This is a genomic window from Pseudomonas sp. P5_152 (assembly GCF_033989915.1).
GTDB lineage: Bacteria > Pseudomonadota > Gammaproteobacteria > Pseudomonadales > Pseudomonadaceae > Aquipseudomonas.
Genome location: NZ_JASFAH010000002.1, coordinates 673,385 through 695,406, shown reverse-complemented (window position 1 = coordinate 695,406; position 22,022 = coordinate 673,385). Strand labels below are relative to the sequence as shown.

Genomic DNA, 22,022 nt, shown 5'->3' with positions numbered 1-22,022 from the left:
CTTCAATAGCTTATGGGTAGGTAATGTCGATATGTTCAAACGTTTAGCGTGCTATTTCATGCTGGGCACTTCGCTGCAACTGCCCTTGGCACTGGCTGATATCCCGGTGGAGCAGGCCAGGGTCGAAACCCTGGCAGCCCATGACGGTCAGCATTGGTTCTGGGTATGGGGCAATCGAGCGCCGACGCAACTCGATGGTCGAGCATTTTTGTTCGATGACAGCGGCAAGATGCTGGGCCAGCTTGATACCGGCTTCTGGTTCAACAGCCTGCTGCCTGCACAGTCACGTAATGAGTTGTTCTCCGTCGAAACCTATTTCAGCCGCGGCACCCGTGGAACCCGCAGCGATATGGTGACGGTCTATGATCCACAGACCCTCGCGCCCAAACGGGAAATCCCGATTCCGTCCAAGCGCATCAACGCCCTGGGCAATACGGGTTTGAGTGTGTTGTCGGACGACGAGCGTTTTCTCCTGGTGCTCAATTTTACCCCGGCGCAGTCCATCAGTATCGTCGATCTGGATGCCGATCGTTTTGTCAGCGAGGTGGAGACACCCGGCTGCGCCTCGATCTATCCGGCCGGCAAGCGTGATTTCTATGCCATCTGCGGCGACGGCGGATTTCTTCACCTGCGCCTGGGAGAACAAGGTCAGGTACTGATCCAGCAGCGCAGCAAACCGTTATTCGATCCGCTCAAGGACCTGCTGTCGACTGCGGCTTCGCGGATAGGTGACACCTGGTATTTCGTTTCTCGCGAAAGTCAGGTGTATGCCATTCAGATGGGCCCGGATCAGTTGCGCGTGTCCCGGCAGTGGTCGTTGCTTAGCGGGGATGAGCGAAAGGACGACTGGCGCATGAGCGGCATTCAGCACACCGCCGTACATGCAGCGAGCGGCCGATTGTTCGTGTTGATGCACCAAGGCGGGCCAGACACCTTCCAGGAGCCGGGCACCGAAGTCTGGGTCTTCGATGCGAACCAGGGCAAAAAAATCCAGACCATCAAACTGGCTGAGCAGAGCATCTCTATCGGCGTCAGTCCCGGCGTCCAGCCACGTCTTTACAGCGTGGACTGGGTGCTGCAGATGCCCTGGCTGGCCAGTGCCTGGATTTATTTAACCGAGGGCCAGGATGGTGTGCTGCGTCGTCTGCAGCAGGACATCAATCTTTACGATGTCGAGAGCGGTGCGCACCTGCGCACCATCACCGGGCTGCCTTATGGATATCTGAACATGGTGCTGCCATGGTGATCGGCCTGCTCGGCGAACCGGTCTGGTTGACCGCCATAAGTGTCGGCATGGCCCTGCTGCTGGGGGTTGCAGGCTGGCACAAATTACGCGACACGCTTGGGTTCACGGCGGTGTTGCAGAGCTATGACGTGCTTGCGCAAGGGTTGGTTCGTCCTGTCGCCTTGCTGTTGCCTTGGCTTGAGATAGTCACCGCCGGCGGGTTGTTGGCTTTCCGGCAGCCCTTCGTTGTGTGGCTCGCGGCGGCGTTGTTGCTGATCTATGCGCTTGCAATGGCGCTGAGCCTGTTGCAGGGCCGGCGCATTGCCGACTGCGGTTGCCAGGCAGGCGCCCGCCGCCAGGCAGTCAGTTGGCCATTGGTATGGCGCAACCTGATTCTCATGCTCCTCACCCTGAATCTGCTGCTGCCGCCGAGCGGCCGCATCCTGGTTTTCTACGATTGGCTGGTGATTGGCTGCGTGGTGCTTACCGGCAGCGCCTTCTACCTTCTGGCCAATACCCTGATTGCCAACCAAAACTCTGCCCGAGAACTCTCTCTATGATTGAAGCACTGGTTGTTGCCATTAGCCTTTCCTGGTTGGCCATCATCGGTTTGTTGGTGACGGTGCTGGCCCTGACCCGGCAAATTGGTCTGCTGCACGAACGCATCCGCCCGGTAGGGGCGCTGTCGCTGGGCAAGGTGATCAAGGTCGGGGATGAGGCGCCAGTCTTCAATCTGCCGAGCCTGACCGGCGGTGCATTGAGTCTGGCTGGCGTCGATGCTGGCGGACTCTCGACACTGCTGTTCTTCCTTTCGCCGACGTGCCCGGTGTGCAAGACCTTGCTGCCGGTGCTCAAGTCGGCCCAGGCAAAGGAGCGAGCCTGGCTACGCGTGATCCTGGCCAGTGATGGTGACGAAGCCGAACAGTTGTCCTTCATTCGACGTGAAGGGCTGAATGAGTTTGCGTATTTGCTCTCTCCCGAGGTTGGCATGGCTTACCAGATCGCCAAGCTGCCCTATGGGGTGTTGATTGATGCCTCGGGCAAGGTGACCGCACACGGCCTGATCAATACCCGCGAACATCTGGACAGCCTGTTCGAGGCGAAAAGCCTCGGCTACGCCACGGTTCAACAATTTCATGCGGCACATGGCTGAGTTGCCAGGCACACGCATCGAGGGCAATGACGATGGAAAACAATTGGCTTGATCAAGTGACCGAAAAACTCACCCGACAGACCGCTCGCAGCACGTCGCGTCGAGGTTTTCTCGGCGGCCTGGGCACTCTGTTGATCGGTGCGGGCGCCTTTACGCTGCTGCCGGTTTATCGCAACAGTGCCTTTGCCTCCACGGGCATTGCTGAAGAAGGCAATCCCAATAGCTGCGACTACTGGAGACATTGTGCGATCGACGGTTTTCTTTGTGGATGTTGCGGTGGCACGGCTAGCAGTTGTCCGCCTGGCACCGTGAAGTCAGACATCACCTGGATCGGCACCTGCCGAAATCCCACGGACGGCAAGGACTACGTCATTTCCTACAACGACTGTTGTGGCAAAAGTAATTGTGGGCGCTGCATCTGCCAGCGAGATCAGGGCGACACCCCGATCTATCGGCCGCAGAGCTCGAACGATCTCAATTGGTGTACCGGCAGCCAGGCGAATGTGCCTTATCACTGCTCGCTGTCGGTCGTGATCGGAGTGAAGGAACAATGATTCGCGCAGTTGCTCTGGGGCTTCTCCTGTCCAGCAGCTGCAGTTGGGCGACCGAGCCGGCTCAGGTCGATTACATGCTCAATTGTCAGGGTTGCCATTTACCAGATGGCAGCGGCTTTCCCGCACGACAGGTGCCAGATTTGCGTAATCGGATGGGCAGCTTTCTCAGTGTCCCGGGCGGTCGCGAGTATCTGGTGCAGGTGCCGGGCACCGCCCAGACGGCGCTGCCCGATTCTGATCTGGCACGCTTGCTGAACTGGATGCTCGGCAGCTTCAGTGCGGCACAGATACCGGCGGATTTTCAACCCTATACCGCTGCTGAAGTAGGCACCTTGCGTCAGTATCCCCTGGCCAGCCCATCAGTCATTCAAGCGCATTTGCTTGAACAGATCGTTCAGCGTGAGCAACAGCAGCACAGTGGAGCATTCGCAGATGAATAAGATGACCAGCCTGGCCTTACTGTTTCTGGCTCCGCTCGCCACCCAGGCGACGGAGGCGCCCACTGCAGCACTGAGTGCAACCTGTGCGGTGTGCCACGGCGCAGAAGGCCAGGGTAATCAGGCGTTGGGCGCACCGCGCCTGGCGGGGCAGAACGCACAATATCTGGCTCGTCAGCTGCTGAATTTCAAAGCCGGCCGGCGCGGTTACGCTCAACAGGATCAGGCGGGGCAGAGCATGCGTGCGATTACCCTGAGCCTCAGTGAAGAGCAGCTTGCCAGTCTGGCCGCGCACTACGCCGGTCTGCAACTGGCCAAGGCGCCACAGTCTGACAGTGCCACTGCCAAGGTTGGCGCAGCACGCTATCAGGATACCTGTGCGGCTTGCCACGGCCAATTTGCCCAAGGTTATGCACACCTGCAGGCACCTGATTTGCGAATCCTTGACGGCTGGTATATCGATCAGCAGCTGAACAATTACGCTCAGGGCTGGCGGGGGGCAGATGAGTATTCCGATATCCAGGGCAAGTGGATGCAAGCCATTGCTACCCAGGTCAATAACAAAGAACGGCAAGCCGTGGTCGACTTCATAGGAACACTGGGTGTTGATCCAAAGTAAGGCAACCCGCCAAAGCTGACGCTGTTATCCGTGAGCCCTCCGCTGCCAGCGGAGGGGGCTTTCTATTGCGGCTTGTCACAGAGTCTCATGAGTATCGCTGAAATCTATTTGATCAACCGGCGGCTGCGACCAGGCCACCGTCCAGCGCCAGCGTATGTCCGGTGATCCAGGAAGAGGCCCTGGATGCCAGGAAGATGGCAGCGCCAGCCATATCGTCCTGATTGCCAAGACGCCCCCTCGGGACCATGGCCATGATGGAACCTGCATCTTGCTCAACCGCGTAAGCCGTCATTTTCGTGTGAAAAAAGCCGGGCGCGATTGCGTTGACATTGATATTTGCGGGAGCCAGATCAACCGCAAGATGCCGGGTCAGGTGAATCAGGCCGGCCTTGCTGGCGGAGTACGCATAATTATCGACTCCGGGATTTACCAGGCCGTTGACCGAGGCAATATTGATCACCCGGGACGGAGTCTCTGCTTTAGCCGCAGTTTTGAGCAGCCCGAGCAGACGCTGCGTCAAAAAGAACGGTGACTTCAGATTCAGATCCACAACCTTGTCCCAACCCGCCTCTGGATACACGGAAAACTCCGCGCCCCAGGTAGCGCCGGCATTGTTAACCAGGATGTCCAGGCCGGACTCACGCTTGCCAATCTCATCGACCAAAAACTCGATGCCCTCCAGGCTGGAGAGGTCAGCACGGATCGCAACGCACTCGCCAAGGCTTGCAACAGCGTTGGTAAAATTCGCCAGCTCATCCTGATTTCGCGATGAAATGTACACCTTGACCCCGCATTGCAGGTACGCCCGCGCGATCATCGCGCCAATCCCTCGCGCCCCACCGGTGACCAGCGCCACCCGACCTTGCAAATTGAATAGATCCTGCATACTGCCTCCGAGAAAAACGCGCCCGTCCGTCAACCGGACAAGCGCAGAAATTGAATTGGATGCGCCGCTCAGGCATGCGATCTCATTGATTGCCGAAGCTGGCGGCAGCCTTGGACAGGAACTTCTCTGTCTGCTTGAAGCCCGCCTCCAGGGCGCATTGATCTGTGGTGTCACAGATAGCGTCCCAGGTCGCCAGCACACTCTCAGGGGTCTGCAAGGCAGGTGGGAGGTACACGCCATTGGTCTCGAAAATCCGCGTAGTGGCATAGCCACCTGCACCGGCACAGAGGATCGTGCGCTGCGGTGCACCCTCGTGGCACAGCAGTAGCGCGCCTGCGGTAACCGACTCAGGGGTCAAGAGTTCAAATACCGTCTTGTCCAATAGATCTTCGGTCATGCGGGTGGCAGCAGTGGGGGCCAGCGCATTGACCCGGATATCGTGTTTCTGTCCCTCCAGCGCCAGGGTATTCATGAGCCCTACAACCGCCATCTTGGCCGCACCGTAATTCGACTGACCGAAATTGCCGTAGAGACCGGAAGAGGAGGTGGTCATGACAATTCGCCCATAGTTCTGCGCCCGCATGATTTCCCAGACGGCCTTGGTGCAGTTGACCGAGCCCATCAGGTGCACGTCCATCACCAGCCTGAAGTCGGCCAGGTCCATCCTGGAGAAGCTTTTATCGCGAAGTATTCCGGCGTTGTTGAGCAGAATATCGATCCGCCCCCAACGCTCCATGACCTGCGCGACCATCGCCTCGACTTCAGAAAAGTTGGCAACGTTGGCGCCGTTGGCAATGGCTTCGCCGCCCATGGCCTGGATTTGCGCGACCACCTCGTCTGCAGCCTGCAACGAGTTACCCGCGCCGTCACGGGCACCTCCCAGATCATTCACCACCACCTTGGCACCGCGCCTGGCCAATGCCAGCGCATGGGAGCGTCCGAGTCCGTTTCCGGCTCCGGTGACGATGGCGACACGCCCAGTGAAATCGATACTTTGCTGACTCATATGAAACCTCTGCGATTGATACGGTTATTCAACGGACAAACCAGGTACGCCGCAGCCATCAAAACCACTCTTCTCGGGCCATGTAGAAGGCATCTTCGAAGTCGCACAGAATCTGTTTCCAGACCTGTATCTCTGGCAGTTCGTAGGCGTAGAAGTATTTGAGGGCTTGCAACTTGCCCAGGTAGAAGTTCCGGTCATTCTCATGCGGGTCCCTGGCCAGGCCAGCGCTCGCGGCTATGCCTTGCTTGAGCCACATCCAGGCCACAACCACGTTGCCAAACAGCTCCAGGTACTTGACCGAATTGGCCAGCGCCAAGTCGATGTGCAGTTTCTGCATGCCGCCAAGAACAGCACCGGTGGTTTCCTCGAGCACTTGAATGGCGGCCAGAAGCGCAGCCGCAGGCTCCTGCAAGGCCGGGTGCTGGGTGGCCGTCTCAATGTCGTCACGCATCCTGCTGATACAGTTCGTGTATCCGGCCATATTGTCGGCGGGCACCTTGCGTGCGAGCAGGTCAAGCGACTGCACGCCATAGGTGCCCTCATGGATCGAGTTGAGGCGGTTGTCGCGGTAGAACATCTCGACCGGATGCTCATTGGTATAGCCATGCCCACCCAACACCTGAATCGCCAGGCTATTGGCGCGCGGGCCGTATTCGGATGGCCAGGACTTGATGATCGGCGTCAGGAAATCCAGCAGTACCTTTGCGCTTCTGCGCTCGGCCTCTTCAGGAGCAGTGCGCACGTCGTCAGCCAGTTGTGCACCGAACAGACACAGGCTGTAGGCACCTTCGGCATAGGCCTTCTGTGCCAACAGCATGCGTCGCACATCCGCGTGCTCAATGATCCGCACGGGCGCAGACAGCGGATCCCTGGACGAAGGTAAACGCCCCTGTCGCCGCTCCTTCGCGTAGTCGAGGGAGTACTGATAACCGCTTAACGCGGTGAGTGCGGCGCTGGTTCCGACCATGATGCGTGCCTCATTCATCATGTGGAACATGTAGCGAATACCCTGATTCTCCTCACCTACCAGGTAGCCGATCGAGCCGCCCTGTTCACCGAAGTTGATCGCACAGGAGGTTTGCCCGCGCCCACCCATCTTGTGGAACAAGCCAGCCAGGCTCACATCATTGCGGCTGCCGACCGCACCGGTTTCATCGACCAGATACTTGGGAACAATGAACAGGGATACGCCCTTGATGCCCTTGGGCGCGCCTTTGATCCTTGCCAGGACGAGGTGAACAATATTTTCGCTAAGGTTGTGATCACCGCCAGAAATGAAGATCTTGTTGCCAGTAATCAGGTAACGACCCTCTTCAGTCCTGGTCGCGCTGGTCGCCAGGTCTGCCAACCCCGAGCCCGCCGACGGCTCGGTCATGGCCATGGTTCCGGCGAACCGGCCCTGACGCATCGGCACGACCCACTTGGCGATCTGTTCGGGCGTGCCGTGAGCCTCGATAAGATTGCAGTTGGCATTGGTCAGACTGGTGTAACCCAGTGTGGTGCTGCCAGCAGCTGACAGGAAAGAAGTGGCCACACTTGCAACAATGGCCGGCAATTGCATGCCACCCCATTCATAATCGGCTTCCGGGCAAGCGAGCCCGGATTGGATAACGGCATCGATTGCAGGCTTGATCTCGGGAAGCATGTGCACCTGCTTGCCGTCGAACGTAGGCTGTTGCACATCCACCTTCTGCCGGATTGGCAGGAAGTAGCGTTGCGCGATCTTGCGCCCGGTTTCGATGGCCGCCAGATAAGTTTCCTTGCTGTGCTCGGCATAGCGCGGGCGGGCGGTCAGGGCTTGCGCATCGAACAACTCGAACAGATAGAAATGCAGATCTCTGACGTTTAGTATGGAGGCCGCCATGGTATTACTCCGCGAAGAATGGACGAGACCCGCCCATTTTGCCGAGGCCGGCCCCAGTCACCACGACATGGGATGTCTGATAGAAGGGATTTCTCGCAACAATGGACATGGCCGAGACACAACACTTACAGCGCTTTGCTGACTTTCTCAGGTTCTGGCGCGGAGTCTTCGGGCTGAGCCAGGAGCAACTGGCCGAAATGGTCGGCACCTCGACTCGACATGTCAGTCGCCTGGAAAACGGGATAAGCAAGCCAAGTGAGGTGCTGACCGACCACATCGCGGACGCGCTAAAGCTTGGCCGCAGGGATCGCAGCCATCTGCGCATTGCTGCGGGCTACGCGACCAATGAAATAGCGCAGGACTTTCACAGCCCGGATCTCAAATGGTTAAGGTCTGCAATGCTCAGAACATTGCAGACACTGGATCCGTATCCATCCACCCTGACTGATGGCGCGGGCAATATCCTGATGGTCAACAAGGCCTGGGTAGGCTTCTATCAGGACAAAGTCGATACCGAGCGGCTCAGGCAAACCGTCAACTTGTATGACTTTCTGTTCAACGACGGCAGCGATGGCGCGCTGAGCGAGGAATGGCAAGACGCATTGTCGTTGGTGATCATGGCGTTCAAACAGCATGTCATGCTCAACGGCAGCGATCAGGAAGATCAGACCCTGAAGCGTATTCTTGGCTACCCCAACGTTCCAGCTGACTGGAAAATACGCGCCTCCAGGCTCGAGCCCAGAGCCAGCTTCAAAGTCAAAATTCAGCATCAGGGCAGGGTCAGGGGCTTCTACAGTGTCAGCCAGATGGTTGGCGCACTTGGCCCGGCGGCGTACATGACCGAACCCAGGCTCAGTATCAACACCCTCTATCCCGAAGATGCCGCACTGAGCCTTGAAAAGCTGCTGCTTACCCCCCTGGAACATCCCCTGCTGTTCTACTGAGTGGCAGCGGCTCAAGACCCATAGCTGCCTGTCAGCAAAGGGATAAATCGACCCATTGCTGCCAGTCGTGGCTGGCAGTCAATGATAGATTTTCAGGAAGGCTTTACATTCAATGCACCTAAGATTTGATCAGCTACGCTTGGTGTAAGACAAACTTCAAGGATGATGCTTTCCAACTGGCTAACCCAACCTCTGAAGGTGGCTCGAATTTGTCCTCGCGTGCTCAAGCACAATCTATTTCTTTGAATAAATACCCTCCGACCGTTTGCACTTGCTGACGAGATTAGACGAGGCTTCAGATGGCACCCGTTAGAAAACATTGGCATTCTGTCGCCGTTCGATGGGAATCGGAGGCCCAATCTGAGTGCCTGAAAACGCGGGCACCAATCGATGACCGTAGGGCGAGTTGTCGATGCTCACTGTCGACTTTAATCATCTGGTGACGCGTTTATAGTGACTCGAAGGATGAACAGGAGCAGCCCGAGTGGGATGTATGAAAAGGAGGATGTTGGCCGCGATTCTGGCTTTCAGCTCATCCCATGTCCTGGCCGATGAGTGGCAGGTATTGACGCACAGTACCGGCCTTGAGGTGTCCCGTACGAGCGGGAGCCTGCGCGGCGTGCCACATAGTGGGAAGCGCGCCTTCTACCTAGAGCTGGTACGAGCGTTGTTGTCAGAGCTCGGCGAGCCTATGGAGATTACCGAAGTGCCACTGGCTCGAGGCCTGGCGCTGGTACAACAAAACGAAGGCATTGCCTTTTTCAATGTAAGCCGAACGGCGGACAGGGAATCGACCGTCAATTGGGTAGGGCTGATTTCCAGCGAAACGGATCGGCTATATGAAAGCGCCGAACATCCAACCGGAATCAATACGCTATCTGATGCTCGCCATTTACCCGTCTGTGTGCTGAACCACAACGTGGATGATGCTGCCCTTGTGAGCCAAGGTTTTACTGCCATCATCCGTAGCAATAGCTATTCGGGTTGCTTCAAGATGCTGCAAGCGGGCAGAGTGCTGCTTGTAGCTTCATCGATATGGGGCTTACAACATAAGCTGGCCGAAGCCAAGGTCTCTGCCTCTGCATTGCGTCTAACGCCGGTGACGATCCTCACCTCCGATGGATACATAGCACTGTCCAAAAGCACACCTGGTTCGGAAGTGGCTCGATGGCAACGGGCCCTCGACCAGATCAAACAGAGCGGCAAATATGACGACATATTGAGTCTATATGCGGATTGATCGGGCGGTACGAGATCTATCCTACCGAGAAGAAAGCAGGCACAAAGGAAACGACTGATCTGAACTGATTTAACCGGTCGCGCATTTCACCAGAAAGGCTGGAGGATGCAGAAATCTAGATGTTTATTGCTCCGTGTATCGACGTCCAGCGCCAAAAAAAGCCTTTTAAATTGGCCTGTTGGTACTTCAATATCAACTTCAAACCATAGCCTGCGAAAACGCAGAGTGGGTGGCTCTGGTCATTGTCGACAAGCTCGGTGGGCTCTGGCGATCACATTCTTAGGTGTATTGTTCTACAACATGAGGATCTGCGAGCTACCCGGCTCAAGGTGCGAATTCGTGTTTACCTGAGTGACCGCTATTGGCCGGAAGCTGCCCGTCACCTTAGTTTATATTGGCCATCGCTGGGGTTGCTCAAGCCTGGCTTGATTTCACAGCAGCCAAGAGTGGAACTTGCAGGGAAGGAAAGCTTCGACCCAATGCGGACGCTGACCAGCATTGGGTTAAAGGCCAGTCTTTGTCCCTTTCCAGTGAGTGAAGCGAAAGGTTTGAACCAGCTGTTATGCCTATTTGACTAACCGTTTCTTTAAATGGTACAGGTTAGTCCCGATTGGCCGATCCTCAAGAACGCCATAAAGCTCATACCCATGCCGCTCATAGAACTGTTTAGCATCAACGGTTTTCAAGAATGCGACTACTGCCCCATTGTTGGCGCCAAACGTTTCTGCTTTTTCCAATAGCATGGAACCGACCTTTCTACCGCGATGAGATTCCTTCACCCAGAAGGTATCAATTTCCAAGCCGTCCCAGTAACAATTACAGCTTATTGCGCCGATGTAGTCGCCTACTTCATCGTGCGCGACCACCATGAATTTTTTATCTTCAGATTCTGGCGGTAGATTTGGATATTGAATTCGAAGGTATTCTGAAAACCTATTATTCAGAACTCCCTGATCCTTTTCGGTGGGTGAATCCAATATATCAATCTTGATTTCCACTTTATTGCTCCGATCACTCAACGTATGGGAAAAAGCGGATGTCGAGACCCCGCAGCCGTTTGCTCAAGCGCTCAGGCATGCCCGAGGCTCAGGCCCGACGCGCCATCATCAGCACACTTGCCGCCGCCGCCAACAGCCCGGCGCAGCACCGATTGAAAACCCGTTTGCCACCGGGCTGGCTGAACCAGCGGCGCATGTGCAGCCCCATGTAGGCGTATGAGGCGATGGCAACCCACTCCAGGGCCAGGAACAGCGCGCCCAGCAAGGCAAACTGCGGGGTCACCGCCTGGCTGGGGTCGACGAACTGCGGCAGGAAGGCGGTGAATATCAGGATGGCTTTGGGGTTGCCGGCCGCCACCAAAAACTCTTGCCGGGCCAGCGCCAGCAACCCCGCCTCAGGGCGTTTGGTTGCGGTCTCGACCTGGGGATCGGCGGTCCACAGTTGCCAGGCGAGGTACAGCAGGTAAGCCGCACCGACGATTTTGATCCCGTAGAACAGCCACTCCGACGTCTGCAGCACCACCGCCAGGCCGGCGGAGGCGAGGGCGATCATGCCGGCGAATGCCAGTAGCCGCCCGATCCCGGCCAGGCACGAAGTGCGGTAGCCATAGCGGGTAGCGTTGCTGACCGACAACAGATTGTTCGGCCCCGGCGCCATGTTCAAGGCGAAGCAGGCGGGGAGGAACAGGGTGAGGGTGGCGAGGTCCATAGGCGATTGCGTCCGTAGTCGGGGGTTGGTTCACTCTGTAGGAGCCGCCGGGTGGGGCTCCGTTTGCTTGCGATGAGCGTCACTGATGACGCGTATTGTCTGAATCAACGCGTTGTTCTTCAGTTCATCGCGAGCAGGCTCGCTCCCACAGTTGTTTGTGCAGGTGCGGTATCTCACCGATGTTCCGCTGCCAACATTGCCCTGAACTGTGCAATGGTCTCTGCAGATAGCCCGGCAGCCTCGAACACGGCGCAGGTGAAGCTGACGGGGGCCGGGCCGGGCGCTGTAATGATGCGGTCTGCAACTATCGCGACCGGACTGCTTCGATAAAACGAGTGTCCCGCGTAACCTTGGGCATTGTCTTGCAGGAAGGCAGGGTTGTTCGAGGTATGAGGCACCGTGTCGAGTAGCCCGGCTCTGGCCAGTGCCAGCGTTCCCCCACAGATACCGGCAATGCTCGCTCCACGTGATCGACTGGCCTGCAGAAAGTTTGAAATATCCGCTGCATGCGCACCTTCCCAGGCCGTTCCACCAATGACGACCACAACGTCCGGTTGCCAGTCCAGGCAGTGCTGCAAACTGCTCTCGACGGTGACAGCCAAGCCACCCTGTGAGTGGAACTGCCCCACAGCAGGCGCGAAAAACCTGACGTCGATCCCGTAGAACGGCGACCCAGTTCCTGCAATGAATGCATATTCCCAGTCTGCAAAACCGGGTGTCAGTATCAAACTTACGCGTGCCATCAGCCAGACTCCTCCATGAATGCCAGTAATCTAAGGTGCAAGTAAACAGACATCAAGGGCGGCAATGGGGGCGGGCTGTCGTAGTGACCCGTGCAGTAAGGTCACTACGATGGTGCAGCTTTCACTTCGCCTGGGTGATACCTGGGGGTGACCAAGTGCCGGAACCCGCTGGAAGAATCGAAGGTGGCGTGGCTTTCGGCCAATACAGGCGCAGCACCAGATAGGCGGTGTCGTCAGGCGCGGGCAACCAATTGGACTCCTTGGACGTGCCCGGCGAATCCTTCTGGATGTACAGCGTCAGCGAACCATCGGCATTCTTCTTCATGGCCGACAGCATCGGCGAGTTGATCAGGTAGCGGTCGAGCGGATTGTTGATCAGCAGCTGGCTCTTGCCGTCGTACATGGTCACCGACCAGAACGCATTGACGGGAGGCAGTTTGCCGGCAGGGAAGGTGAGCGTGTAGTTGTGTTTGCCGGTATTCAACGTTTGGCCGTTGCCGTCAGTACGTGTGAAGGGATACATGGCCTCGACGGCGTTATTACCGTAGATACCGCCCTTCGCAGCGCCAGCACGCATCAGCCAGTTGTCCTTGTAGAACGCCTGGTCGCCGAAGAACGCGCCGATGTTCCAGCCGTTGATGTTTTTCATGCCACTAGAGAGAAACTTGTCGACCTTCTCGTCGCCGGCCTTCATCCCCAGCAAGACCACGGCCTTGTGTTCGAGCGAGAGGTCCTTGAATTCGAAGCTCCGGCCCGGACCTACGCCGATGCTGGCCAGCCTGGCACGGATCTCCTTGTCGTACGCCGATGGCGGCACATACTCCAACGCGGCCGACAGGTACTCGAAGAAGTTGGCCTTGATGCCCTCTGTCGTCGCCGGCACGAAATCAATCTTCGGCGCAGCGGGCGGCGCGGGTTGATGGAGGAAGGCAGACAGCGGCTGGATCTTGTAACTCGCCTGCAGCTTCTCGACATTCGGCATGTCGGCCGGATTGAACAGCTGGGTGCGGATCAGCGTCAGCGCGAAGGGCGTCGTGGAGTTGAACACCTTGTGAATGCCAGGGGGCAGCGCACCCTTCCAGTTGGGGCCGGCGATCAGATAGCTCCCGGGTGCGCCGGCCGTTGCCCGGCTCCCGATGTAGCCGTAGTTATAGGTGTTGCCGTCGATCAACTGGACCGAGTAGTAGCGTTTTTTGGGCACCGCCGGCACGGTAATCACTAGCGGCTCTGCGCGCAGGTCGGCCCAGAGTATCGAGTACGGAGTGTCGCTGTTTGGCGTAATGACAGCCGTATCGGCGGGAGTAGAAACCCGATGCTCGTTGCGCAGTTGGTTGAAGGGCGCCTTGAACTGGCTGGACTGTGAGTCCACCGCGAACTCGTTCATCACGGCGTAGTTCATGACCAGCGGCAAGCCATAGATAAAACCTTCCTCGGCGATCGCCTTGGTCTGCTCCAGACTGGGTGCGGGTACGCCCTTGGCCACATCGGCCTGGTCTGCCTGCGTGATCGGATCGGTCTTGCTCGCACACCCTGCAAAAAGCGTTGAACCCACGACGACAGCCGCCGCCATTGTCCAGCCCCGGTTAAACTTCCTGTTCATTTGCACCTCGTCAGTGTTGAGCAAGCAATTACCGTGAGTGTTCAGGCTCCCATCCAGGCCGCAGCTCAACTGAAACTCAGGATTGTCTCCCGACTAAGTAAATCCGGCGGTAAAGCGCCAACTCAGCCGCCCAGGGAGTGTAGATCAGCCAAAACCCTTTAACCCCGAATCAAGGACGATGCATGAAACCAGTCGAGATTCACCACATCACCCACCTGCCGCCACAGATCCTGGCCTTGGAAAAAGAGGCCGTTGGAGAGGGTTTCAGATTTCTCACTCGGCTGATTGGCGAATGGCACTGCGGGGCGAATCGCTTCGATGCACCCGGGGAGTGTCTCATGGCGGCGTATTTCGACCAGCAACTGATAGGCATCGGCGGCCTTTCAGTTGATCCCTATGGCCAGACCAATACGGCAAGGCTGCGACGGGTTTACGTCGCAGCTTCTTCAAGGGGGCACCACGTCGGTCAAAGGCTAGTAAAAGCGCTGGTCGCACATGCCGCTCTGCGCTTTCAGAGCGTGCGTCTGAGCACCGATACGCCCGCAGGAGACGCGTTTTACCTGCACTGCGGTTTTGTGCGAACAGAGGATATCCATGCCACTCACATCATGCTGCTAGGCGACACTTGAACAAGTCTATCGGCCAGATTCATGCCGGCCGCGAGGTAAACACCAGGCGAGCCGCAAGCAACACCAATACCAATGCCAGGCCCCGCGACTGCCACTTCGCGGACTGGCTTTTGTCGGACACGTAACCGCGGATGACTCCCCCGACCAGGCCCAACGCGACGTGGAAAACGCTCGCGATCAGGGTCAACACCAGCCCCAGGACCACGATTTGCTGTGCCACCGTAGAGCTGCCCTGAACAACGAACTGCGGCAAAAACACCATGAAGAACAGCAGCGCTTTCGGGTTGAGCAATGAGTTCAGCAGCGCCCGGATGAACACCGACATCAGCGAGGCCTGGATAGCCGAGTGTGGTGGCAGGCCGGCATGCGCCCGTATGGCCTTCCAGGCCATCCAGAGCAGATAGAGCGCGCCGGCCCAGCGGATCAGGTCGAACGACGGTGGCCACTGTGCTATTGCGGCCGTGAGACCGGCTGCGGTGAGCGCGGTCAATACCAGGTCAGCTGCGCCGATGCCCAAAGCAGCAACGACGCCGCCACGCCAGCCGTAGCTCGCGCCGTGCGCAATCACGAAGGCCATGTTGGGGCCGGGAGACATCAGCAACAGCAACACCGCCCCCGCGAACAGCAGCAGCGTCGATGGCTCTACCATGTGTGCTCCAGATCGCCGCGATAGACGATGTGCAGCTTGTTGCCATCAGGGTCGCGCAGGTAGGCACCGTAGTAGCCCTTGCCATACCAGGGTCGCTCACCCGGAGTGCCTTCATCAGTACCGCCCTGGAGAATCCCCGCGGTGTACGCCGCGCGTACCCTGTCAGGCGTCTCGGCATGAAACGCGAGCATGCTGCCATTGCCCGCCGTGGCCGCAAGGCCATCACGCGGCAAGTAGACATAGAACCTCGGCAGTGTGCGCGTCGGATGCACCCAGCAAGCCGAGGCGGGGCCTCCATCCGGGGTCACCGCGCGGCGGATCAGCCCGAGTGGCGCAAGCACGGCGTCATAAAAAGCCGCCGCTGTTTCGAGGTCGGTGCATCCCACAGTAACGTGACTGAACATCTCTCAATCGATTCGACGCCACTGGAACGGTTGTGTCCTGCGGGCCGAACTCGCCTCCTTGTTTTGTGTGGTAGTGGAGCCTACGCTCGGCACCTGATACACACAAAGAATTGTTCTAGGTACATTGAATGACGATGCCACGCTACAAAACCATTGCTGACCAGCTAGCGGAAAATATTCGCAGCGGACGTTTGCGCCCTGGAACCCAACTGCCGACGGTACGCCGCTTGATGGGCGAACATGGGATTGCGCTTGCGACAGCCGCGCGGGTCTACCGCACGTTGGAATCGATGGGCCTGGTGGTGGGTGAAATGGGCCGTGGCACCTTCGTGCGCGACACCTCTGTGCCACGCGACCTTGGTCTGCAACCGGCATCCGACGCTGGAATAATTGACCTGGCCTTCAATAGTCCAGCGGTTCCCGGACAAGCCGAGTTGCTGAGGCGGGCACTGCGCAGCCTCGCATTGTCGGGCGATCTGGACGCCTTGTTGCGCAACGCCCCCCATGGCGGGCGTGCGCATGAACGAGAAATCGCGGCGAAACACCTGCGCAATCGAGGGGTACGCGTCCCCGGATCACAAGTGTTGATCGTCAATGGCGCGCAGCAAGGGCTGGCGCTCGCGATGATGGCGCTACTCAAACCGGGCGATGTACTCGCGGTCGACGCGCTCACCTACCCGGGCATCAAAGCGCTGGCCGTCGCCCATCGCATTGAACTTCTGCCTATACCGTTGGCTGATGGCAAGACCAATCTCGACGCGCTCGCGGCAAGTTGCAAGCGGCGTCCGGTGCGCGCGTTTTATGCGATGCCGACCCTGCACAATCCCCTGGGATCGATCATGCCGGCCGCCGACCGCAAACGCTTGGTAGCGCTGGCCGAGGAACACGGTTTTGCTTTGATCGAGGACGGCGCCTATGCGTTTCTAGCCGAGCCGGCGCCGAAGCCGTTGTTCATGCTCGCACCGAATCGCACGATCTACGTTTCCGGCCTTTCCAAAAGCGTCGCCTCGGGCTTGCGTATCGGCTTCATCGCAGCGCCTGTATCGCTGATCCCCGCGCTCGAGCAAGCCGTGCGCGCCTCCACCTGGAGTTCGCCATCGCTCACCGTCGAACTGGCGTGTCGCTGGATCGAAGAAGGTGTGGTGGATGACCTGGAACAATTGAAGCGCAAAGACGCCGCGCATAGGCAACGACTGGCCCGCCGCATTTTCGCCGGCATCAACCTGCTCGCCCATCCAAACGCCTACTTCCTGTGGCTGCCGTTGCCCGAAGACATGCGGGCCGAGAGCATTGCTGCTGCATTGCGCCGCGACAACATCCTGGTGACGACAGCAGAGCCGTTTTCTGCGGCCTCCCATGCGCCTAATGCGCTGCGCGTGGCGCTGGGATCAGTGCCTGTTGCAACGCTTGAACTCGCCCTGGAAAAAGTCAGAGTTGCCTGCGGCTATTAGTTTGAGTTCTCGCGACTGACCTGCGCCAGGCTCTCTATTGCAGCGCTAGAAGCTCTCAAGACTGGCTTTAATTCCGGCTCGTCCAGCCAACTCGATAATTTCTTCCAGCCGCTCAGTGTCAACAACCACACCTTCGTAATTGTCACCTGTGCAGTCCAGATGAAGATAACGTTTACCGAACTGAGCTAGCCACTGATCAAACTTGTCGAGCACCTCTGGCATCGACGACGCGTCTTCCCTCACATAAACGTAGGGTTCTTTCAATCGGCCTCGCCTATGGTGCGTGGCCAAAACCCTTGCGCAATTCGTCTTCAAGCTTTCGACAGGTTTCTTCAATCATGGTTTTGCCGACTTCCGGGCCAGAGTAGCTGTCTACTTGCTGACGGCATAGTTCGCTGGCCTCTCGGGCCTGGATTATTTCCTTGTCCTGCGAGCTGTTACTGACAAAAAAACCGAAAGCCAAATACAAGGCGATGGCGATAACGCTGCCGACGAGGACCTTGCTGGCCGGGCCCATTCTCGTTACTGATGATAGCGGCCCCCAGGGCGGGGTTGGTGTTTTCTGCCTTAGGTCGGATCGGCAGTGTTTGCACAAAATGGCTTCAGCCATGATGGCTTCCGCGCAGTAAGGGCAACTCTTTTTTCCAGCTTCCACAGATGAAACTCCTTTTTCAAAAGAGAATTCTATCATTGGGCCTGAGGGGTGAAGAAGGGCGGGGCTGTGTGTTCCACCAAGAGGTTTTATGGGGGGCGTACTGGCAGACCCGCTTCAATTGCTCGCAGTGGGCATGGAAAAGTCGACTGTGAAAGTCCGCTGTTGGCCGTTTTCTGCTTGGCGCAACTGGCGGAAATCGAGCCAAAGCTGTCGGTGGTGACAGGCAGAGAACGGCCGATTCTGTTGAAAAAGTAGCTCCCCTTTCTGGCCTGCGGCAAAATTGCTTCATTGGCCGGCGGGGATCACACAGCATGATGGGACAGTTATCGAGTGGGCGCCACGCTGAGCCGTGGCAGGTCGCGTTGAATTCTTATGGCGCCTTCAGAGGCAATCAGGTCCATCTCACAGCTCCTTTACAACAGTGATGTCGGCGTTGGGCTGGCCTGTTCGCGAGGTGGCGATAACGGCGCCGACGATAATCAGCAGTGCGGGAATAATCAGGATCGGGCTGGCATGGCTTTGCCCTATGGCCACCAGCAGCAGGGTCGAGATCAGAGGGGCCAGATAGGAGAGAGCGCCGAGCATCGCCAGGCTGCCGTGCTTGGTGGCGTGGTCCCAGGCGAAAAACGCCAGGCCCACCGGCCCCAGGCCAAGGCCGACGATGGCCGCCCATTGCCCGGTGCTTGGAATGACCGCGGTTTCAAACGCCAGATGGCAGACCAGGCCGGCCACTGCGACGAGGCCACAGATGCCACCAATGATGCTGCTTGGCACGTCGCTGAAGCGGCGGTTGATCACCGAATAGGACGACCAGACCAGCGCGCAGGCGAAGGCGGCCAGGTAGCCGGCTACCGGCATGGCGGCGGCTTCACCCGAGGCGCGCTGTTGCATGATGAACGCCGTACCGGCCAACCCCAGCAGCGCGCCGAGCAATTGGCGTTTGCGCAGCCGTTCCCCCGCGCTGAAGGCCGAGAACAGCACAATCAACAATGGCCACAGGTAGGCGATCAGGCTCGCCTCGGTAGCCGGGGCAGCCTTGAGGGCGAAAAAATACAGCGCGTGGTAGGCGAATATCCCGAGAAAACCGACCGCCCATACCGACCAGGGCTGACGCCAACTGCGAAACCCCGCCATGCCGTTGCGGCCAAGGATGCACAGGCTCGCCACAAACGCGACGGCAAAACTCAGGGTCAGCAGTTGGAAGGGTGGAATGCCTTCGGTGAGGCTGGTCAGCAACGCCAGGCATGACCACAGCAACACCGCGATCACGCCGATGGCGGAGGCCGAGGCTGCGGCTCTGACAGACACCTGTGTTTTGGCAGTGTGCGTCGCTTCGGTCATCTACGCCCCGTCTGATTTATCCTTGTCAGTGGGGCAATGATAGAAAGGTCCGGCCGGGCGGGTATTGATGAGCACTGCTGAAGATTTGTTCAGGCCTGCCGGATTCACCTTACCCGCGAACTTCGGCGCACCGCGGCCGGGGTCAGGTCGCGGTTCTTTTTCAGGGCGTGGGTGAGTGCGCTTTGATCGGCATAACCGACGCGGTGGGCGATCTCGGTGATCGACAGCGCGGTTTCACACAGCAAGTCGATGGCACAGTTGAGGCGCAAGGTGGCGATATGCGCAAAAGGCGTGCTCTTCAAATGCCGAGCGAACAGCACGTAGAGTCGCCGCTCGCTGGTACCTGCCACTCGTGCAATCTCCATGGCGCTGAGCCGGCTGTCCAGATGGCTTTCGATGTAAGCGAGAGCCCGTGCCAGGGTGAACTGACCATGCTCAGGGATGATTCCGGGCGGTAGCGTGAGCGAAGACAGCAGCAAAGTACTCCAGGACTCCGCCACCTGAGGTGAACTGGTCAGCAGGGGCGCGCTGCGGCTGGCGTAATCGAGTAAATGGCGGATTTCCGGGCGTACCGGGAAAAAGCGTTTGTCGGCCAGGAGTCTGGTCGACAGGTCGACATTCTTGGGCCCGCCGAAGGTCGTCGCCGGCACGTCGAGCACCAGAAAGGTATTGGTCTTTTGCGCCAGAAACGCATGGCGAGCACCGGCAGGAATTACCACGCCCTGACTCCAGTCGACCTTGCCGCCCCGACCGTCGACTTCGATGTCCATGGAGCCGGACTGCGGCAGTACGAGCTGATGAAAGTCGTGATCGTGCAGTTCGACTTGGCCCGAATACGAACGAAAGGCCAGTGAAACCGCTGGGTTGTCGTGACTGCCCATAGCGCCTCTCCGTTAGCTCAGGTTCACATCATGCCTGAGTCAGAGAACCCGGTGCCACTCCCGCGAGCGCTCAGGAGAGATGCGACGGGTCATCGGTTTTCAATGACTGCCCGGTCGCTTTTTCCGGCTTGATTAACTGGAAAAGGGGACGGAAAAGGGGACACCCATTAGCCTCCCCAAACGACCGCTCTTGACCGTTTTCTGCCTGTGGTGAGAGGCAGAAACTGACTCATAGCAGTCGCAGGCAGCCGTCATTAATGATATCGGACACATAACAGTAGTTTGCTGACTGTTCGCCTTTAGCTCGCAAGGGGATGTTGGCTTACTGTGATCTACACTCCTTGGGTGTGTGGATGGGGGCATGCCAGTCGATCAGTAAAAACCTTGCCAGCTTGCACTAAACCAACGAGGTGAAAATGAACAGGAAGTCAAACCCGGGCTGGACAATGGCTGCGGCACTCGTCGTCGTGGGTTCAACGTTATTTGCGGGGTGTGCGAGCAAGAACGATCCGATCACGCAGGCAGACAAGGCCGATGTGGCCAAGGGCGTACCCGCACCCAGTCTCGAGCAGACTAAGGCGATCGCCGAGGAAGGCTTTATCTACGGCTTGCCGCTGGTGATGAACTACGCCGTGATGCACGAATATGCTGTGGACAAGGGCGGCCCGCAATACAAGGCGCCGTTCAACCAGATCAAGAACGAGCCTCGCGTCTTCACCTACCAAGACACGGCCATCATCACCCCGAACAGCGACACCCCGTACTCGTTTGTCTGGCTGGACCTGCGCGCGGAGCCGATGGTTATCTCGGTGCCGGCAGTGGACAAGCGGCGTTACTACTCGGTGCAGATGATCGACGGCAACACTTACAACTACGGTTACATCGGCAGCCGTGCCACCGGCAACGAAGCGGGCGACTACATGGTGGTCGGTCCCGATTGGAAAGGCGCGCCCCCTCCCGGCATCAAAAAAGTCTTCACCTCGACCACTCCCTTTGCCGTGAGCGCCATTCGGACTCAGCTCTACAATGCCAAGGACATGCCGAATGTCGAGAAGGTGCAAGCGGGCTACAAGGTCCAGCCGCTCTCCGCCTTCCTCCATCAACCCGCGCCACCCACTGCGCCGAAGATTGATTTCGTACCGGCTACGACGGAAGGCATCAAGGCCAACTTCTTCGAGTACCTGTCGGCCGCGATGGAGTATGTGCCGCCATCGGTTGACGACCAGGAAATCCGGGCCAAGCTGGCGAGCATTGGTGTGGGACCAGGTCGCACCTTCGAATTCAAGGACCTCTCGCTCGAGCACAAGGCTGTGGTCCTGCTCGGGATGAAGGCCGGTGACGAGAAGGTCGACAAGTTCCTCGCGAGCGGCACGAAGATAATCAACGGCTGGAACGTAGGCGCGTACTTCGGCGACCAAGCGTTCTACAAGGCCGACTGGCTGAAGCGTGCTGGTGCCGCGAAAGGCGGCCTCTACGGCAACGACGCCGTCGAGGCGATGTATCCCAACACGCGCACCGACGGCACCGGCCAGACGCTGGATACTAGCAAGCGCAAGTACACGCTGACTTTCCCGGCCGGCAAACTGCCGCCAGTCAATGCCTTCTGGTCAGTGACCATGTACGACGGCAAGAGCCAACTGCTGGTCAAGAATCCGCTCAACCGTTACCTGATCAATTCGCCGATGCTGTCGGCGATGAAGAAAAACACGGATGGCTCACTGACGCTGTACATCCAGAAAGACTCCCCTGGCAAGGCTAAGGAGGCAAACTGGTTGCCCGCGCCTGACGACACCGTCTTTCTGGTAATGCGCCTCTATTGGCCGAAGACCGCACCCCCTTCGATTCTTCCCGCTGGCAAAGGCAGCTGGCAGCCTCCGGCGCTGGTGGTATCGAAGTAGTGCGACCCATTGCTGACACGTAGGTCGGTGTCGGCCAAGGCTACCTTTTTTGCCAATAGCAACCGATCAGAAGGGCTGCTATTGGCCGATTGTGTTGAAAAAGTCGACGTTGGTATGCTCACCCCCTCTCATCGAC

The 22,022-nt window shown here is 58.2% G+C and carries 24 protein-coding genes; 11 read left to right on the top strand and 13 right to left on the bottom strand.

Going from position 1 to position 22,022, the window contains the following annotated elements; all coding sequences use genetic code 11:
• The first annotated feature begins 31 nt into the window (after positions 1–31).
• From QMK50_RS02990 to QMK50_RS02965, 6 genes are read left to right on the top strand one after another with little or no spacing between them, the layout of a single operon-like run.
• On the top strand, positions 32–1,246 hold the full coding sequence (locus QMK50_RS02990) for an amine dehydrogenase large subunit (protein WP_237234927.1): 1,215 nt from the start codon (positions 32–34) through the stop codon (positions 1,244–1,246).
• Positions 1,240–1,785 carry a MauE/DoxX family redox-associated membrane protein gene (locus tag QMK50_RS02985; protein ID WP_320332501.1) on the top strand — a complete coding sequence of 182 codons (546 nt, stop codon included), beginning with the start codon at positions 1,240–1,242 and terminating at the stop codon, positions 1,783–1,785. Before QMK50_RS02990 ends, QMK50_RS02985 begins: the two co-directional genes overlap by 7 nt.
• Entirely contained in the window at positions 1,782–2,378 is a 597-nt protein-coding gene (mauD, locus tag QMK50_RS02980; RefSeq protein ID WP_159996661.1) for a methylamine dehydrogenase accessory protein MauD, read from the top strand. The genes QMK50_RS02985 and mauD overlap by 4 nt, the downstream gene beginning before the upstream one ends.
• 26 nt (positions 2,379–2,404) lie before the next feature.
• Positions 2,405–2,932, top strand: coding sequence for a methylamine dehydrogenase light chain (locus tag QMK50_RS02975; RefSeq protein ID WP_411740880.1), 528 nt, complete (start codon positions 2,405–2,407; stop codon positions 2,930–2,932).
• Positions 2,929–3,372, top strand: coding sequence for a hypothetical protein (locus QMK50_RS02970; RefSeq protein WP_110660981.1), 444 nt, complete (start codon positions 2,929–2,931; stop codon positions 3,370–3,372). The genes QMK50_RS02975 and QMK50_RS02970 overlap by 4 nt, the downstream gene beginning before the upstream one ends.
• A complete protein-coding gene (locus QMK50_RS02965) occupies positions 3,332–3,988 on the top strand; it encodes a c-type cytochrome (protein WP_320332500.1) in 657 nt (218 codons plus the stop codon). The genes QMK50_RS02970 and QMK50_RS02965 overlap by 41 nt, the downstream gene beginning before the upstream one ends.
• Positions 3,989–4,100: 112 nt before the next feature.
• Here the strand turns inward: QMK50_RS02965 and QMK50_RS02960 are convergent, their stop codons facing one another.
• The 3 genes from QMK50_RS02960 to QMK50_RS02950 all read right to left on the bottom strand — a co-directional run bounded on the left by QMK50_RS02960 (position 4,101) and on the right by QMK50_RS02950 (position 7,744).
• On the bottom strand, positions 4,101–4,874 hold the full coding sequence (locus tag QMK50_RS02960) for an SDR family oxidoreductase (protein WP_320332499.1): 774 nt from the start codon (positions 4,872–4,874) through the stop codon (positions 4,101–4,103).
• Between the two features lie 82 nt (positions 4,875–4,956).
• On the bottom strand, positions 4,957–5,880 hold the full coding sequence (locus QMK50_RS02955) for an SDR family NAD(P)-dependent oxidoreductase (RefSeq protein WP_320332498.1): 924 nt from the start codon (positions 5,878–5,880) through the stop codon (positions 4,957–4,959).
• Positions 5,881–5,938: 58 nt separating this feature from the next.
• Entirely contained in the window at positions 5,939–7,744 is a 1,806-nt protein-coding gene (locus QMK50_RS02950) for an acyl-CoA dehydrogenase (protein ID WP_320332497.1), read from the bottom strand.
• A 101-nt stretch (positions 7,745–7,845) separates the two neighbouring features.
• Here QMK50_RS02950 and QMK50_RS02945 point away from each other — a divergent pair, with 101 nt between their 5' ends.
• Complete coding sequence (locus tag QMK50_RS02945; protein WP_202982078.1) at positions 7,846–8,688, top strand: helix-turn-helix domain-containing protein; 843 nt, start codon at positions 7,846–7,848, stop codon at positions 8,686–8,688.
• 505 nt (positions 8,689–9,193) lie between these two features.
• Positions 9,194–9,928 (top strand): transporter substrate-binding domain-containing protein, encoded by a 735-nt coding sequence (locus QMK50_RS02940; protein WP_320332496.1) that lies wholly within the window; start codon positions 9,194–9,196, stop codon positions 9,926–9,928.
• A gap of 566 nt (positions 9,929–10,494) precedes the next feature.
• On the opposite strand, the gene QMK50_RS02935 is transcribed toward QMK50_RS02940, so the two are convergent.
• From QMK50_RS02935 to QMK50_RS02920, 4 genes are all read right to left on the bottom strand, one after another.
• Entirely contained in the window at positions 10,495–10,926 is a 432-nt protein-coding gene (locus QMK50_RS02935; protein ID WP_320332495.1) for a GNAT family N-acetyltransferase, read from the bottom strand.
• Between the two features lie 88 nt (positions 10,927–11,014).
• Entirely contained in the window at positions 11,015–11,635 is a 621-nt protein-coding gene (locus tag QMK50_RS02930; protein ID WP_159996649.1) for a LysE family translocator, read from the bottom strand.
• A 173-nt stretch (positions 11,636–11,808) separates the two neighbouring features.
• Positions 11,809–12,378 carry a DJ-1/PfpI family protein gene (locus tag QMK50_RS02925; protein ID WP_320332494.1) on the bottom strand — a complete coding sequence of 190 codons (570 nt, stop codon included), beginning with the start codon at positions 12,376–12,378 and terminating at the stop codon, positions 11,809–11,811.
• A gap of 121 nt (positions 12,379–12,499) precedes the next feature.
• Positions 12,500–13,978: a DUF1254 domain-containing protein gene (locus QMK50_RS02920; protein WP_320332493.1), complete on the bottom strand. Its 1,479-nt coding sequence runs from the start codon at positions 13,976–13,978 to the stop codon at positions 12,500–12,502.
• A gap of 182 nt (positions 13,979–14,160) precedes the next feature.
• Here QMK50_RS02920 and QMK50_RS02915 point away from each other — a divergent pair, with 182 nt between their 5' ends.
• Positions 14,161–14,607, top strand: coding sequence for a GNAT family N-acetyltransferase (locus tag QMK50_RS02915; RefSeq protein WP_320332492.1), 447 nt, complete (start codon positions 14,161–14,163; stop codon positions 14,605–14,607).
• Positions 14,608–14,626: 19 nt separating this feature from the next.
• Here the strand turns inward: QMK50_RS02915 and QMK50_RS02910 are convergent, their stop codons facing one another.
• Together QMK50_RS02910 and QMK50_RS02905 are read right to left on the bottom strand one after the other, a co-directional pair.
• Positions 14,627–15,256 carry a LysE family translocator gene (locus QMK50_RS02910; RefSeq protein WP_320332491.1) on the bottom strand — a complete coding sequence of 210 codons (630 nt, stop codon included), beginning with the start codon at positions 15,254–15,256 and terminating at the stop codon, positions 14,627–14,629.
• Positions 15,250–15,660 carry a VOC family protein gene (locus QMK50_RS02905; RefSeq protein ID WP_320332490.1) on the bottom strand — a complete coding sequence of 137 codons (411 nt, stop codon included), beginning with the start codon at positions 15,658–15,660 and terminating at the stop codon, positions 15,250–15,252. Before QMK50_RS02905 ends, QMK50_RS02910 begins: the two co-directional genes overlap by 7 nt.
• 128 nt (positions 15,661–15,788) lie before the next feature.
• On the opposite strand from QMK50_RS02905, the gene QMK50_RS02900 reads away from it, so the two are divergent.
• On the top strand, positions 15,789–17,111 hold the full coding sequence (locus tag QMK50_RS02900) for a PLP-dependent aminotransferase family protein (RefSeq protein ID WP_320332489.1): 1,323 nt from the start codon (positions 15,789–15,791) through the stop codon (positions 17,109–17,111).
• Between the two features lie 45 nt (positions 17,112–17,156).
• Here QMK50_RS02900 and QMK50_RS02895 read toward each other — a convergent pair whose 3' ends face one another.
• The 4 genes from QMK50_RS02895 to QMK50_RS02880 all read right to left on the bottom strand — a co-directional run bounded on the left by QMK50_RS02895 (position 17,157) and on the right by QMK50_RS02880 (position 19,988).
• The gene (locus tag QMK50_RS02895) at positions 17,157–17,375 is read right to left on the bottom strand and encodes a hypothetical protein (protein WP_320332488.1); all 219 of its coding nucleotides are present in this window, start codon (positions 17,373–17,375) and stop codon (positions 17,157–17,159) included.
• A gap of 10 nt (positions 17,376–17,385) precedes the next feature.
• On the bottom strand, positions 17,386–17,721 hold the full coding sequence (locus QMK50_RS02890) for a hypothetical protein (protein WP_320332487.1): 336 nt from the start codon (positions 17,719–17,721) through the stop codon (positions 17,386–17,388).
• A gap of 447 nt (positions 17,722–18,168) precedes the next feature.
• Positions 18,169–19,107 (bottom strand): DMT family transporter, encoded by a 939-nt coding sequence (locus tag QMK50_RS02885; protein WP_320332486.1) that lies wholly within the window; start codon positions 19,105–19,107, stop codon positions 18,169–18,171.
• A gap of 104 nt (positions 19,108–19,211) precedes the next feature.
• A complete protein-coding gene (locus QMK50_RS02880) occupies positions 19,212–19,988 on the bottom strand; it encodes an AraC family transcriptional regulator (RefSeq protein WP_320332485.1) in 777 nt (258 codons plus the stop codon).
• Positions 19,989–20,434: 446 nt separating this feature from the next.
• Between QMK50_RS02880 and QMK50_RS02875 the strand changes: the two genes are divergently transcribed.
• Entirely contained in the window at positions 20,435–21,886 is a 1,452-nt protein-coding gene (locus QMK50_RS02875) for a DUF1254 domain-containing protein (RefSeq protein WP_202982091.1), read from the top strand.
• Positions 21,887–22,022: the final 136 nt, after the last annotated feature.

Excerpts from the sequence above, each read along its gene's own strand:
- QMK50_RS02905 (WP_320332490.1), bottom strand. The coding sequence starts at position 15,660 with ATGTTCAGTCACGTTACTGTGGGATGCACCGACCTCGAAACAGCGGCG.
- QMK50_RS02950 (WP_320332497.1), bottom strand. The coding sequence starts at position 7,744 with ATGGCGGCCTCCATACTAAACGTCAGAGATCTGCATTTCTATCTGTTC.
- QMK50_RS02920 (WP_320332493.1), bottom strand. The coding sequence starts at position 13,978 with ATGAACAGGAAGTTTAACCGGGGCTGGACAATGGCGGCGGCTGTCGTC.
- QMK50_RS02915 (WP_320332492.1), top strand. The coding sequence starts at position 14,161 with ATGAAACCAGTCGAGATTCACCACATCACCCACCTGCCGCCACAGATC.
- QMK50_RS02930 (WP_159996649.1), bottom strand. The coding sequence starts at position 11,635 with ATGGACCTCGCCACCCTCACCCTGTTCCTCCCCGCCTGCTTCGCCTTG.
- QMK50_RS02970 (WP_110660981.1), top strand. The coding sequence starts at position 2,929 with ATGATTCGCGCAGTTGCTCTGGGGCTTCTCCTGTCCAGCAGCTGCAGT.
- QMK50_RS02885 (WP_320332486.1), bottom strand. The coding sequence starts at position 19,107 with ATGACCGAAGCGACGCACACTGCCAAAACACAGGTGTCTGTCAGAGCC.
- QMK50_RS02975 (WP_411740880.1), top strand. The coding sequence starts at position 2,405 with ATGACGATGGAAAACAATTGGCTTGATCAAGTGACCGAAAAACTCACC.
- QMK50_RS02945 (WP_202982078.1), top strand. The coding sequence starts at position 7,846 with ATGGACATGGCCGAGACACAACACTTACAGCGCTTTGCTGACTTTCTC.
- QMK50_RS02985 (WP_320332501.1), top strand. The coding sequence starts at position 1,240 with ATGGTGATCGGCCTGCTCGGCGAACCGGTCTGGTTGACCGCCATAAGT.
- QMK50_RS02900 (WP_320332489.1), top strand. The coding sequence starts at position 15,789 with ATGACGATGCCACGCTACAAAACCATTGCTGACCAGCTAGCGGAAAAT.
- QMK50_RS02940 (WP_320332496.1), top strand. The coding sequence starts at position 9,194 with ATGTTGGCCGCGATTCTGGCTTTCAGCTCATCCCATGTCCTGGCCGAT.
- mauD (WP_159996661.1), top strand. The coding sequence starts at position 1,782 with ATGATTGAAGCACTGGTTGTTGCCATTAGCCTTTCCTGGTTGGCCATC.
- QMK50_RS02875 (WP_202982091.1), top strand. The coding sequence starts at position 20,435 with ATGGCTGCGGCACTCGTCGTCGTGGGTTCAACGTTATTTGCGGGGTGT.
- QMK50_RS02890 (WP_320332487.1), bottom strand. The coding sequence starts at position 17,721 with ATGGCTGAAGCCATTTTGTGCAAACACTGCCGATCCGACCTAAGGCAG.
- QMK50_RS02880 (WP_320332485.1), bottom strand. The coding sequence starts at position 19,988 with ATGGGCAGTCACGACAACCCAGCGGTTTCACTGGCCTTTCGTTCGTAT.
- QMK50_RS02925 (WP_320332494.1), bottom strand. The coding sequence starts at position 12,378 with ATGGCACGCGTAAGTTTGATACTGACACCCGGTTTTGCAGACTGGGAA.
- QMK50_RS02955 (WP_320332498.1), bottom strand. The coding sequence starts at position 5,880 with ATGAGTCAGCAAAGTATCGATTTCACTGGGCGTGTCGCCATCGTCACC.
- QMK50_RS02910 (WP_320332491.1), bottom strand. The coding sequence starts at position 15,256 with ATGGTAGAGCCATCGACGCTGCTGCTGTTCGCGGGGGCGGTGTTGCTG.
- QMK50_RS02990 (WP_237234927.1), top strand. The coding sequence starts at position 32 with ATGTTCAAACGTTTAGCGTGCTATTTCATGCTGGGCACTTCGCTGCAA.
- QMK50_RS02960 (WP_320332499.1), bottom strand. The coding sequence starts at position 4,874 with ATGCAGGATCTATTCAATTTGCAAGGTCGGGTGGCGCTGGTCACCGGT.